This window comes from Pedobacter sp. Leaf41 (genome assembly GCF_001422545.1).
GTDB lineage: Bacteria > Bacteroidota > Bacteroidia > Sphingobacteriales > Sphingobacteriaceae > Pedobacter.
This window is the reverse complement of sequence record NZ_LMLE01000010.1, coordinates 173,225-185,788: the sequence shown is the minus strand read 5'-3', so window position 1 is coordinate 185,788 and position 12,564 is coordinate 173,225. Positions and strand designations below refer to the sequence as shown.

13 protein-coding genes are annotated in these 12,564 nt (G+C 38.9%); 10 read left to right on the top strand and 3 right to left on the bottom strand.

The features are described from left to right. Positions 1-115: 115 nt before the first annotated feature. The 6 genes from trxA (at position 116) to ASE92_RS17355 (ending at position 6,186) form a co-directional block, all read left to right on the top strand. On the top strand, positions 116-436 hold the full coding sequence (trxA, locus tag ASE92_RS17380; protein WP_056851389.1) for a thioredoxin: 321 nt from the start codon (positions 116-118) through the stop codon (positions 434-436). A gap of 151 nt (positions 437-587) precedes the next feature. Beyond that, on the top strand, positions 588-1,796 hold the full coding sequence (locus tag ASE92_RS17375) for a PQQ-dependent sugar dehydrogenase (RefSeq protein WP_056851388.1): 1,209 nt from the start codon (positions 588-590) through the stop codon (positions 1,794-1,796). 384 nt (positions 1,797-2,180) lie between these two features. Further along, on the top strand, positions 2,181-3,098 hold the full coding sequence (locus tag ASE92_RS17370) for a DUF58 domain-containing protein (RefSeq protein ID WP_056851387.1): 918 nt from the start codon (positions 2,181-2,183) through the stop codon (positions 3,096-3,098). A gap of 73 nt (positions 3,099-3,171) precedes the next feature. Next, entirely contained in the window at positions 3,172-3,633 is a 462-nt protein-coding gene (locus ASE92_RS17365; protein ID WP_056851386.1) for a redoxin domain-containing protein, read from the top strand. 5 nt (positions 3,634-3,638) lie between these two features. Further along, positions 3,639-4,157 carry a thioredoxin domain-containing protein gene (locus ASE92_RS17360; RefSeq protein ID WP_056851385.1) on the top strand — a complete coding sequence of 173 codons (519 nt, stop codon included), beginning with the start codon at positions 3,639-3,641 and terminating at the stop codon, positions 4,155-4,157. Positions 4,158-4,449: 292 nt separating this feature from the next. Beyond that, entirely contained in the window at positions 4,450-6,186 is a 1,737-nt protein-coding gene (locus ASE92_RS17355; protein WP_056851384.1) for a thiamine pyrophosphate-dependent enzyme, read from the top strand. 38 nt (positions 6,187-6,224) lie between these two features. On the opposite strand, the gene ASE92_RS17350 is transcribed toward ASE92_RS17355, so the two are convergent. From ASE92_RS17350 to ASE92_RS17340, 3 genes are all read right to left on the bottom strand, one after another. Beyond that, positions 6,225-6,686 carry a hypothetical protein gene (locus ASE92_RS17350; protein WP_056851383.1) on the bottom strand — a complete coding sequence of 154 codons (462 nt, stop codon included), beginning with the start codon at positions 6,684-6,686 and terminating at the stop codon, positions 6,225-6,227. Positions 6,687-6,826: 140 nt separating this feature from the next. Continuing rightward, positions 6,827-7,957 (bottom strand): 4-hydroxyphenylpyruvate dioxygenase, encoded by a 1,131-nt coding sequence (gene hppD / locus ASE92_RS17345; protein WP_056851382.1) that lies wholly within the window; start codon positions 7,955-7,957, stop codon positions 6,827-6,829. Between the two features lie 169 nt (positions 7,958-8,126). Then, positions 8,127-9,293: a homogentisate 1,2-dioxygenase gene (locus tag ASE92_RS17340; protein WP_056851381.1), complete on the bottom strand. Its 1,167-nt coding sequence runs from the start codon at positions 9,291-9,293 to the stop codon at positions 8,127-8,129. Positions 9,294-9,560: 267 nt separating this feature from the next. Here ASE92_RS17340 and ASE92_RS17335 point away from each other — a divergent pair, with 267 nt between their 5' ends. From ASE92_RS17335 to ASE92_RS17325, 4 genes are all read left to right on the top strand, one after another. After that, positions 9,561-10,016, top strand: coding sequence for a hypothetical protein (locus ASE92_RS17335; protein WP_056851380.1), 456 nt, complete (start codon positions 9,561-9,563; stop codon positions 10,014-10,016). Positions 10,017-10,080: 64 nt separating this feature from the next. Next, positions 10,081-11,076, top strand: coding sequence for a fumarylacetoacetate hydrolase family protein (locus tag ASE92_RS17330; protein WP_056851379.1), 996 nt, complete (start codon positions 10,081-10,083; stop codon positions 11,074-11,076). A 235-nt stretch (positions 11,077-11,311) separates the two neighbouring features. Next, on the top strand, positions 11,312-11,413 hold the full coding sequence (locus ASE92_RS21765; RefSeq protein WP_082455107.1) for a four helix bundle protein: 102 nt from the start codon (positions 11,312-11,314) through the stop codon (positions 11,411-11,413). A 257-nt stretch (positions 11,414-11,670) separates the two neighbouring features. Further along, positions 11,671-12,558 (top strand): flavin reductase family protein, encoded by an 888-nt coding sequence (locus ASE92_RS17325; RefSeq protein WP_056851378.1) that lies wholly within the window; start codon positions 11,671-11,673, stop codon positions 12,556-12,558. Positions 12,559-12,564 lie beyond the last annotated feature (6 nt).

Genomic DNA, 12,564 nt, shown 5'->3' with positions numbered 1-12,564 from the left:
TTTACTTGCTCTTAATAAGCGTTAAATGAAACAAACCACAACAATGTCAAATTGACATTACACTATAGTTGGCATTACAATTGAATACCTATATTTGAACATAAAAAAAATAATTATGGCATTAGAAATCACAGATGCAAACTTCGAGGAGCTTGTATTAAAATCAGATAAACCCGTATTAGTAGATTTTTGGGCAGAATGGTGTGGCCCTTGTCGCATGGTTGGTCCTGTAGTAGAAGAAATTGCGAAAGAATACGATGGTAAAGCAGTTGTTGGAAAAGTGAACGTTGATAATAACCCTCAAATTTCGACTCAATTTGGTATCCGCAATATTCCAGCTTTATTATACTTTAAAGACGGTCAGGTTGTTGACAAACAAGTTGGTGCAGTTCCAAAATCAGTGTTAGCTGAAAAATTAAACAAGCAATTGGCTTAAGAAAAAAGCTGAAGTTTTAAGCTACGACCATTATCAGTCTGAGCATTTAGCTTAAGCTTGTAACATATTTAAAACCCGGGTTCTTTAAAAGGATACGGGTTTTTTAATGAAGAAATATTTTCGTTTCTTTAAACTAAAAATCCATATCCCCATGAAATTAATTAACAACAAGGTATTAGGTATATTCATCGCTGCATTAGCTGTAAATTGTTTTAGCGTTACCGATGTAGCTGCCCAAAATCCTGTAGAATCTGGCAAACCAACTGCCGATTATAAACCAGCTTTCGCTGGTCAAACGCGTATTGCTGGCATAAAAACTTCCACTTCATTAGAAATATCCATCATCAATGGAAAGCTTGAAAATCCATGGGCAATTTCGGTGTTACCCAATGGCGGATTTCTGATTACTCAAAAGCAAGGAACCATGGTGGTGCTTACTGCTGATGGAAAATCAAGCAAGAAAATCACAGGCCTGCCAAAGGTAGATGCCTCTGGTCAGGGTGGTTTGTTGGATGTTACGCTTGATCCTAATTTTGCAAAAAATAGAATGGTCTATTTTGCGTATTCAGAACCGCAAACTAAAGGAGTTGTGCTTGCAATAGCAAAAGGAAAACTGTCTGCTGATGAAACGAAGATTGAAAATCAAAAAGTAATTTATCGTGCTACACCTGCCCATACGGGTAAATTGCAGTACGGGTCGAGAATTGTTTTCGATAAAAACGGAGATATGTTTGTGAGCGCCGGAGAACGTTCGGATAAAGAAATAAGAATTCAGGCACAACATTTAAATTCTTCTTTAGGCAAAATTCTTCATTTAACAACAGAAGGTAAAGCTGTAGCTAATGGACCTTTTGCTGGCAAAGCAGATGCTAGGCCTGAAATCTATGCTTACGGCTTGCGTAATCCAGATGGTTTGGCCATCAATCCACAAACTGGCGATTTATGGGAAGCGGAATTCGGTCCACGTGGCGGCGATGAGCTAAACTTAATTAAACCCGGCAAAAATTATGGCTGGCCAATTATTACCTACGGTATTGAATATAGTGGAAAGGCAGTTGGAGAAGGCATTCAACAAAAGGAGGGGATGGAGCAACCGGTTTACTATTGGAACCCTGTAATTTCTCCAGGCTCGATTGCTTTTTACAATAGCAATGTAATACCCGAGTGGAAAGGAAATTTGTTTGTTGGCGGATTAAGTGGCTCACATATTATTCGTTTAGTAATCAAAGAAAACAAGGTTGTTGGCGAAGAGCGTTTATTGGAAGGTAAAGGCGAGCGCTTCAGAGATTTGGTAGAAAAGGATGGAGTACTTTACGCAGTGACTGATAATGGTAACTTATATAAGATAGCTAAAAGGTAGTTAGTTTCGGCAGGTGGAGACACCAGCCGATAGATAGGCTTGCAATCGTCGTACTAATGATGGGTGTCCTCACCAACCATCTCTTGAGCTTCCGGCGGGTGGAGATACCAGCCGATAGAATATAGTCGGTTGGGCAGGCGAGTACATTAACAGATAGATAAATACTCCTCAATCCATTCGCCCTAATGGTTGGTGTCTTCACCAACCATCTCTTGAGGTTTCAGCAGGTGAATAAACCATCCGATAGCGGAAATCCTTCCTTCTAAACCTTGTGTCCCCCAAAACCGTTTTCAAAATATTCTCATCCCTGCTTCTCTAGAATATTATGTTGTTATGAATGCTAAAAACCTATATAATTCGTAAATCTTTTATTAGCTTTACGATATGCAGACGGTAAAGTATGAAAATGATACCAGTTTTGGCAATCTGGAATTATTAGCAAAGCAAGTAGTTGAAGGCTTTATCACCGGACTGCATAAAAGTCCTTTTCACGGCTTTTCGGTAGAGTTTGCTGAACATCGCCAATACAATAATGGCGATAACGTAAAAAATATCGACTGGAAGCTCTACGCTAAAACCGATAAACTTTATAGCAAGCGCTTTGAAGAGGAAACAAATTTACGCTGTCAGTTTGTAATCGATGTTTCCTCATCGATGTATTTTCCGGAACCGAAAAAAAATAAGCTTACCTTCGCCATCGAGGCCAGTGCTTCACTCATGTATTTATTAAAAAGGCAGCGTGATGCCTTTGGTTTAAGTCTTTTTGCTGACGAGGTATTGCTGAATTCTCCGGCAAAATCTACAACTGCTCATCAAAAGTTTTTGTTTGCCCAGCTGGAAGATCTTTTGGAGAAACCAAAGTTGAATGCCCATACAAACTTAAGTGGCGCTTTACACCAGGTGGCGGAATTGATTCACAAACGGTCACTCGTAATTATTTTCAGTGATTTGTTCAGTAGTCAAATCAACAGCCAAGCCACCGACGATTTTTTTGATGCTTTACAGCATTTGAAATTTAATAAACACGAAGTTGTGGTATTTAACGTGCTTGATAAAGCAAAAGAAGTGGACTTTGATTTTGAAAACCGTCCATATCAGTTTGTGGATATGGAAACAGGAGCCACTATTAAAGTTCATGCGAACCAGGTGAAAGAGAATTACAAAGCTTCAGTTTCTGCTTACAGACAAGAGCTTGATTTGAAATGCGCTCAAAACAAAATTGACTTGGTAGATGCAGATATCAACGATGGATTTTACCCGATTCTGCAGGCTTACCTCATCAAACGGCAGAAGCTTGGTTAGCAATTACCTCAACTAGAAAACAACATTTACTTACTCGTGTTGGTTATATATTTGAATTCTTAAAACCCATAACATGTTAGAAAAAGGAACCAAAGCACCAGATTTTGAGCTGAATGCCACTCCCGATCAAAAAATTAAGTTAAAAGATTTTTTAGGTAAAAATGTGATTCTGGCATTTTACCCTGCAGACTGGAGTCCGGTTTGCAGCGATCAGATGGCCCTTTACAATGAAATGCTGAAGTATTTTAGTAAACACGATGCCCAGATTTTTGGTATTTCTGTGGATAGTGTTTGGTGCCACCTGGCTTTTGAAAAAGACAGAAATCTGCATTTCCCGCTCCTGGCAGATTTTGAGCCAAAAGGAGCAGTATCTAAGGCTTACGGCGTATATGATGAAGAGGCTGGCGAAAGTAAGCGGGCACTTTTTGTTATTGATAAAGAGGGGGAAATCGCCTGGAGCTATTTATCACCTACGGCAGTAAACCCAGGGGCTGATGGAATTTTGGACGCCTTAGAAGCATTAGATAAAAAATAGAAACTATGAGTAAGCTAAAACCGGAAGTTACGGAGAAAGATCATGCACAGGGAAAACAAGATGCACCAATTATCATTGTAGAATATGGCGATTATCAATGTCCTTACTGTGGGGATGCCTATCCAATTGTAAAAGAAATTGAAGAAACCTTTGGCGATCAAATTAACTTCGTATTTAGGAATTTTCCACTACAGGAAGCACATCCATTCGCTTTTCCGGCTGCAAGAGCTGCTGAAGCAGCAGGCTTGCAAGGTAAGTTTTGGGAGATGCATGATGCCCTTTACGAAAACCAATATCGTTTGGATGAAGATTTATTTGATGAGTTAGCAGAAACGATTGGTTTGGATATTGAAAAATTTCAAGCTGATAGTACCAATGCTGAAGTAAAACAAAAGGTAGAAGATGATTTTGAGAGCGGCGTAAGAAGTGGCGTAAATGGTACGCCTTCATTTTATGTTAACGGAAACAAGTTTGATGGCGCAGCCACTGATTTATATCAGATGCTTAAAGAAAGTACAGAATAAAAAAACCTCATGTGTTTTGCAACACATGAGGTATCAGATAAGGGTAACCGGAAAACTAAAAAACTAATTATGAGTTTTTAGAATTTAACAAAACAGAAATCGCTTCATATTTTGTTATTCAAAGGTGCATTTCATTTATGAAGTTTTAGTGAAGAAGATAATCCTGGTCGAATTCCCAGTCTGTAAACAGTCAGATTCGATTATTTCTTTTTCTGGCTTCAAACAATTGTAAGCAAGAGAATATTTATAACCTGTCATCATCATAGTGATGTTGATCATAATCTAAAATTGTATGGCCAAAAATGTTGCTGAGCAACTTGTAGAAATGCTTGTTGAAGCTGGTGTGAAAAGGGTTTATGCCGTTACTGGTGATAGTCTGAATTATTTCAATGATGCAGTAAGGCGAAATGGTAAAATTAAATGGATTCATGTTCGGAATGAGGAAGCGGGTGCATTTGCTGCCGCCGCTGAGGCTGAGCTAGATGGAATAGCCTGCTGTGCAGGAAGTTGCGGCCCGGGGCACGTTCACTTAATAAATGGCCTTTACGATGCGCACCGATCTCATGTGCCGGTGATTGCCATTGCATCTACTATTCCTACCGGCGAATTTGGAACTGAATTTTTTCAGGAAACCAACACCATAAAACTTTTTGATGATTGTAGTTACTATAACCAGGTGGCTACTACTGCCGAACAGGCTCCACGTATGTTTCAAACGGCTATTCAAACCGCTATCCATAAAAAAGGCGTTTCGGTTTTTGGCTTACCTGGTGATGTGGCCGAAATGGATGCCGTGGAAAGTGTAACTGCGATGCAAATATTCCGCAACAAGCCTGTCATTCGCCCTTCAGATGGAGAATTAGCTGCATTTGCTGAGCTTCTAAATGAAGAAAAGAGAGTGATGATTTATTGCGGTATTGGTGCAACCGAAGCGCATGATGAAGTGGTAGAACTGGCTTCTAAGTTAAAAGCACCAGTTGGCTTTTCATTCAGAGGGAAAATGGGTATTCAATATGATAACCCATATTCGGTAGGGATGACTGGTCTTTTAGGACAACCCTCTGGTTATCATGCCATGCATGAAGCAGATTTGGTACTGCTATTGGGAACTGATTTTCCTTACGTGAACTTCATGCCGGTGAAGAACAAAATTATCCAGATAGATGAAAGACCAGAAAGGCTTGGAAGAAGAGCGAAATTAACCATGGGTTTGTGTGGCGATGTAGCTGATTCTTTGAAGGCACTTCTTCCACTATTGAAGGCCAAAACAGACGATAAATTTTTGAAATCACAACTTGAATTTTACGAAAAGGTAAAGGAAAACCAACAGGTTTATGTAAAGGATCAAGGTGAGGAAAATAAAATTCAACCTGAATTTGTGGCTGAAACCATTAATCGGTTGGCTGCTCATGATGCAATTTTTACGGTTGATACCGGAATGTGTTGCGTGTGGGGAGCCCGGTTTATTGATGGCACAGGCAAACGCAAAATGTTAGGCTCGTTTAACCACGGTTCTATGGCTAATGCAATGCCTATGGCAATTGGCGCTGCTCTCGCACATCCGGAACAGCCAGTAATAGCCTTATGTGGAGATGGCGGTTTATCAATGTTATTGGGTGATTTGGCTACGATTAACCAGTATAATCTTCCTATAAAATTGGTTGTTTTTAATAACAGGGCGCTAGGAATGGTGAAACTAGAAATGGAAGTTGATGGCTTGCCAGATAATGAAACAGATATGGTTAATCCTGATTTTGCACTCGTAGCACAAGCCATGGGTTTCAAAGGTATAACAGTTTCAAAGCCTGATGAAGTAGAAACCGCTATTGCTAACGCGTTAACCGAAAGCGGACCGGTGCTGCTAAATATTATGACAAATCCTAATGCGCTGGCCATGCCGCCAAAAATAGAGTGGGCGCAAATAAAAGGAATGACAGAATCGATGGCGAAGTTAATGTTGGGTGGAAAAATGACGGAGGTTTTCGATACCATCAAATCCAATTATAAACACTTCGGCGAAGTGCTTTAAATGAAAAGAAAAGCCACGTCACCTGGCTTTTCTTTAACTTATTTTTTTGAATACAGGTTTTGTAGGTGCAACAGAGAGGCAATCAGCTTGTCTTCATTTCCAGCTAAACAATAGTATTTAATTCCATTTTTATCATTCTCTGGTTCGCCATCTCTTTTCTCGAAAATTGGATAGATCGCTTTCAACGTTGTGTTGTCAGTTGACGGATGAACCTTAAAGCCTTTCCAATCGCTGATCATCGTCATGCCGTCTTTTTTAATTGATTCATTTTCGCTCTCGAGTTTGATTATAAAGTGACCGCTTTTGCCGTCATCATCAACTTTAAAAGCATTTTCTGTAATTTTCAACTGAGTAATCTGCCCTTTAATTAAGATACTGTCAGTACCGCCAATAGCGCTAGCTAGTAATTCATTGATGGTTTGAATTGTTTCGGATTTGTTTTGTGAAAATCCTTTGAATGTGATCATCAAAAGGATCAGCAAGGTCAATTTTGCTCTCATATTTATTTGGTTTTTTTGTGTGTACCTAAAACTAATCAAATAATTTGAAAAAGCAAATACCTATAAATCAGTAAATAACAAAGCAATCTCATGTTAAAGAGATTGCTTTGTTTCTGGAAATGGCGACTTATTTTAAGTACCTACAAATTTCCTCTTAACTCTTGTTCACGTTCTAAAGATTCGAATAATGCTTTGAAATTTCCTGCACCAAAACTTTGAGCGCCCTTGCGTTGTATAATTTCGAAAAATAGTGTCGGGCGATCTTCTACCGGTTTGGTGAAAATCTGAAGTAAATAACCCTCTTCATCACAGTCAACTAAAATCCCTAAACTTTCTAACAAAGAAATTTCTTCATCAATTTTGCCTACCCGCTGTGGCATCATATCATAATAGGCTTCCGGTGGCGCACTTAAAAATTCAACACCACGAGATTTTAGTTCTCTAACTGTTTTAACAATGTCTTTCGTAGCTACTGCAATGTGTTGTACGCCTTCACCTTCATAGTATTCTAAATACTCTTCAATTTGCGATTTCTTTTTACCTTCTGCAGGCTCATTAATAGGGAATTTTGAGAAACCATTACCATTACTCATTACCTTGCTCATCAAAGCTGAATATTCCGTGTTGATTTGTTTATCATCAAAAGAAAGGATATTTACAAAGCCCATTACGTCTTCGTACCACTGCACTGCTTCATTCATCCTGTTCCAACCCACATTGCCTACACAATGGTCGATGTATAAAAGCCCGGCATCTGCAGGTTTATAATCACTTTCCCAAACCCGATAGCCTGGCATAAATGTGCCAGAATAGTTTTTTCTTTCGATAAACATGTGCACCGTTTCGCCATAGGTGTAAATGCCGCTCATTTTAACCTCACCATTTTCATCAGTTAAGGTTTTAGGTTCCATGTAGGGTTTTGCGCCGCGTTTCGTCGTTTCTTCAAATGCACTATAAGCATCATCAACCCAAAGGGCAAGCACTTTAACTCCGTCGCCATGTTTTTTAACATGTTCTGCAATTGGATGTTCAGATTTCAAGGCCGTAGTTAGGATTAACCTGATTTTTCCCTGTTGTAAAACATAAGATGCCCTATCGCGAACACCAGTTTCCGGACCGGCGTAAGCCAAGCTTTGGAAGCCAAAAGCGGTTTTGTAATAATGAGCAGCTTGTTTTGCATTGCCCACGTAAAATTCTATATAATCTGTTCCATTAATAGGCAGAAAATCCTGTGCCTTGGCTATTTTCTCTGCGAATGTTAGTGTTTCCATATTTTTTTTGATAGTCCGGAATCCAATTTAGATATCCGAAGATTTAAATTTTACTAAGTCCGAAGTCGGGCGGCCGAGGTCGGATGATTTTATTTTAATAAGCCTAAAGTCGATTTGAATTGCTGTGTTACACACTCTATAGCATTGGACTTTCGACTCCCGACCACTTTTATTCTACATTAATCTGCCAGCTTTTGTGGTAATTTTCATCTTCTATATCAATTGCATCTTGCGTAAGCATCAGCGGTTTAAAAGGATCAATCATTACGGCTAGCTCATCTGTTTTTTCTTTTCCAATTGATTTTTCCACTGTTCCTGGGTGCGGACCATGCGGAATACCGCCGGGATGGAGCGTAATTTGTCCTTTAACCACGCTTTTGCGACTCATAAAATCACCATCGACGTAATAAAGCACTTCATCACTGTCTACATTGCTGTGGTTATAGGGCGCTGGAATAGAATCTGGATGGTAGTCGTATTTTCGTGGAACGAAAGAGCAAACCACAAAGTTATGCCCTTCAAATGTTTGATGTACCGGAGGCGGTTGATGCAGACGGCCAGTTATCGGCTCGAAATCGTGGATCGAGAATGCGTAAGGATAATGATATCCATCCCAGCCTACATAGTCAAAAGGGTGTGTGCCGTAAGTATAAGGGTAAATTAAACCTTGTTTTTTGATGAGTACCTTAAAATCACCATGTTCATCATGCATTTGCAAATTTTCAGGCAACCTTAAATCTCTTTCACAGTATGGCGAATGCTCCATTAACTGTCCATACTGGTTAAGGTATCGTTTAGGAGGCCTGATCGGGCTAAAACTTTCAACAATGAACAATCTATTTGCCTCATTGTCAAATTCCATTTGATAAATTGTTCCCCTTGGAATGATCAGATAATCTCCGTAAGCAAATTTAATTTCCCCGAAACCCGTTTTCAGTTTTCCAGAACCCTCATGAATGAAGATCATTTCATCAGCCTGGCTGTTTTTATAGAAATAATCAGTCATTGATTTTTTCGGAGCGGCCAACACGATATGTAAATCGCTATTCACCAAAACGGGTTTTCTGCTTTTCAAAAAATCATCTTCAGGCTTGATATTGAAACCGATTAAGCTGGTATGTTTAAGATGCTTTTCACGAGCAATTTTCGGTTCTACACTGTAAGGTTCACCTAAATGTTTTACAATGGTAGGCGGATGACAATGGTAAACCAAGGAATATAAACTCGAAAAACCTTCGGTTGAAACCAGTTCTTCGGCATATAAATTTCCATCGGGTTTACGGAAAACCGTGTGACGTTTTGCTGGTATCTGCCCCAATTTATGATAAACAGGCATAATGATATAAGTTAGGTTAGAAATAAGATCTAAAAGAATAAACAATCAAAACGCAAAGGCGTTTCAATTTATAGGGAAAGGTGATGAGAATTACAGAGAATATTGAGCCATGATTAATTTGGATAGCATTTTATAGCGACGGGCAGCTATTGCGTCGTTCACTAAATTGATATGTAATGCTTTTAAAATCATGGTTTTGATGATGCTAAAGTAATGATTTTATTTTTAAGATGAAATTTCTTTATCTTTAATTCTAACCTAACTTTGATGAAAATATTCGTAACGCTCCTCATCTGCTTACTAAGTTGCTTCACCGTATCGGCTCAAAAGAAATGGAAATACAAAATTAAGGTTGTTGAGCACTCTGGCAAGCGATACCGTGGTTTTTTCTATGCCGCAGAAGATAAACAACTTATTTTGGTGAGAAATAATGGTGATACCAGCGTACTGAAAGCGGAAAATATAGACAAGTTATTTATTCACAGGCGTGGAGTTGTGGCACCATTTGCAATTGCTGGTGCCCTTGTTTTTCTTGCCCTCTCGGTAGAAAGCTCAAATGTACTGGAATCGGTAGTTCTGATCATTGTTGGTATTCCTGTTGGCGTTTCATTGGGTCTGTTAACAGGTGAACTTTTCGCGAACAAACGATATTATAAAAAGTTGGAAGCTAAAGATTTTCCATTAATTAAAAAAGATCTGCAAAAATATACTGAACTTAAATAGTTCAGGCATTTTTCTTTTCCTGTCCTAAATTATTAGCTTTACAACGTACTTTAACCAAATTTATATGAAATTAGTAAGTTATAAAACTGAAGATAGAGAGCACCTTGGCCTGTTCATAGATGGCCACATCTATAATTTAAACAGTTGTGATAAGCTGCTTCCTGATACAATGAATGAATTTTTGCAAGGAGGAGAAGTACTGATGGAACGGGCAAAAAAGATTGATTTACAAATTAAAGATGGATTGTTATTGGCTAAAGAGGAAATCTTTTATGAAATTTTGGCTCCGGTTCCTCACCCAACCAGTTGTAGAGATGGTTATGCTTTTAGGCAACATGTTGCAGCAGCACGAAGAAACCGTAAAGTTGATATGATCCCTCAATTTGATGAGTATCCTATATTTTATTTTACAAACCATAATGCTATTCAGGGTACGGGAGAAATTGAGTGTATGCCAGATCACTTCGATAAACTCGATTTCGAACTTGAGCTGGCAATTGTGATTGGTAAAAAAGGTAGAAATATTAAAGCAGCAGAGGCTGATGAATACATCGCTGGCTATATGGTGATGAATGACATGAGCGCCCGCACCCTACAAATGGAAGAAATGCTACTCAATCTTGGTCCGGCAAAAGGGAAAGACTTTTCTACTGTGATTGGACCGTGGTTGGTTACGCCAGATGAACTTGAAAAATATAAAGTGCCAGCAAAAGAAGGCCACGTGGGGAATGCTTACGATTTGAAAATGACTTGTCGTGTAAACGGTATTGAGGTATCCAATGGCAATGCTGCGGATATGGATTGGACCTTTGCCGAGATCATTGAACGTTGTGCTTATGGAGTAGACGTTCTTCCTGGCGACGTGATTGGGTCGGGAACGGTGGGTACGGGCTGCTTCCTCGAGCTGAACGGAACCGGTTTATTAAATGATCCAAATTATAAAACACAATGGTTGCAACCCGGCGATGTGGTGGAAATGGAAATCACAGGTTTAGGTGCGCTAACCAATAACATTACAAAAGCCGACACCGATTTCTCGATATTAGCTTTGAAGAAATAAAACTTTTATCCTCTGTTAAAAAATTGAAACGTTTTAACATTGAAACGTTCAGGTGGTATAGTCACAATACATGTAAATTAATCATTCAACGTTTTGGTTATGGCAAAGATTGAAAAGTTTGAGGATTTGGAAATTTGGCAGTTGGCAAAACAAGTTGGAGTAGAGCTTATCGTATTTCTGATTCTGAACCGATGAAATCTGACGCGGCTTAAAGGACCAATTTCGACGAGCACCCATGTCAATGTCTGATAATGTTGCTGAGGGTTTTGAATACAATAATAATCCTGATTTTGTACGTTTTTTAACTTATGCCAAAGGTTCTTCAGTTGAGTTTTGAAATAAAATAATAGTCGTTCAGGCAGCGAACAAATTATCGCAAATGATTTTAATTTTTTGTATGATAAGTGTATTGAATTTTCAGCAAAAACTAAGCGATTTATAGATTATTTGAGAGATTTTGAATTAAAAAAGAAGAACCTTAAGAGCAAAAAGTAGTATCAAACAGTTATAACTTTAAAACATTTCAACTTTCCAACATTAACATATCCTAACTTTCAAGCTTTCCAACATTTCAACAACTAAAACATTCCAACTTTGTTAACCCTAAAAACTGAAGATTTAAGTGCTGTGCAACTGCAAGATTACCTGCAATATGCAATAGCACCTCGTCCAATTTGCTTTGCCTCTACTATTGATGCTGACGGAAATATTAATTTGAGTCCCTTTAGCTTTTTCAATATGTTTAGTACAAAGCCGCCCATTTGTATCTTTTCGCCAGCAAGAAGGGTTCGTGATAATACCACAAAACACACATTAGAGAACGTATTACAGGTGAAAGAATGCGTTATCAATATTGTAAATTACGATATGGTACAGCAAATGAGCTTAGCCAGTACCGAATATGCAAAAGGCGTCAATGAGTTTCAAAAAGCAGGTTTCACGATGCTAGCATCTGATTTAGTCTCTCCACCAAGGGTTGCAGAAGCACCAGTTCAGTTTGAATGTGTGGTTAATCAGGTAATCCCTTTAGGCGATAGCCATGGTGCTGGTAATTTAATACTCGCTGAAATAAAGTTAATCCACATCAATGAAGATATTTTGGATAACAGTGGGAAAATCGATCAAAAGAAAATTGATTTGGTAGCCCGCTTGGGTGGCGATTGGTACTGCCGGGTTACTGAAAACAATTTGTTTAAAGTGGCCAAACCTTTGGCTAAGCTCGGAATAGGGGTAGATGCTTTGCCTAAAGCGGTTCGTTTATCTAAAGTGTTAACCGGGAATGATTTGGGGATGTTAGGTAATGTTGAAGTGCTGCCAGATGAGCAGGAAGTTGACTTGGTAAGCTCGCATCCTGAAGTGAAGGAAATTTTGGATGCCACAATAGGTGATGCTACCAACAGGGAGCGAGAGCTGCACGAACTCGCCAAAACCTTTCTCGAGAGCGGGGAGGTAACACTTGCTTTAAAAGTCGTTTTACTTTGAATTTAA

What these genes read in the sequence shown, in the direction of transcription:
- trxA (WP_056851389.1), top strand. Translation starts at nt 116, where the DNA reads ATGGCATTAGAAATCACAGATGCAAACTTCGAGGAGCTTGTATTAAAA.
- ASE92_RS17375 (WP_056851388.1), top strand. Translation starts at nt 588, where the DNA reads ATGAAATTAATTAACAACAAGGTATTAGGTATATTCATCGCTGCATTA.
- ASE92_RS17370 (WP_056851387.1), top strand. Translation starts at nt 2,181, where the DNA reads ATGCAGACGGTAAAGTATGAAAATGATACCAGTTTTGGCAATCTGGAA.
- ASE92_RS17365 (WP_056851386.1), top strand. Translation starts at nt 3,172, where the DNA reads ATGTTAGAAAAAGGAACCAAAGCACCAGATTTTGAGCTGAATGCCACT.
- ASE92_RS17360 (WP_056851385.1), top strand. Translation starts at nt 3,639, where the DNA reads ATGAGTAAGCTAAAACCGGAAGTTACGGAGAAAGATCATGCACAGGGA.
- ASE92_RS17355 (WP_056851384.1), top strand. Translation starts at nt 4,450, where the DNA reads ATGGCCAAAAATGTTGCTGAGCAACTTGTAGAAATGCTTGTTGAAGCT.
- ASE92_RS17350 (WP_056851383.1), bottom strand. Translation starts at nt 6,686, where the DNA reads ATGAGAGCAAAATTGACCTTGCTGATCCTTTTGATGATCACATTCAAA.
- hppD (WP_056851382.1), bottom strand. Translation starts at nt 7,957, where the DNA reads ATGGAAACACTAACATTCGCAGAGAAAATAGCCAAGGCACAGGATTTT.
- ASE92_RS17340 (WP_056851381.1), bottom strand. Translation starts at nt 9,293, where the DNA reads ATGCCTGTTTATCATAAATTGGGGCAGATACCAGCAAAACGTCACACG.
- ASE92_RS17335 (WP_056851380.1), top strand. Translation starts at nt 9,561, where the DNA reads ATGAAAATATTCGTAACGCTCCTCATCTGCTTACTAAGTTGCTTCACC.
- ASE92_RS17330 (WP_056851379.1), top strand. Translation starts at nt 10,081, where the DNA reads ATGAAATTAGTAAGTTATAAAACTGAAGATAGAGAGCACCTTGGCCTG.
- ASE92_RS21765 (WP_082455107.1), top strand. Translation starts at nt 11,312, where the DNA reads ATGTCAATGTCTGATAATGTTGCTGAGGGTTTTGAATACAATAATAAT.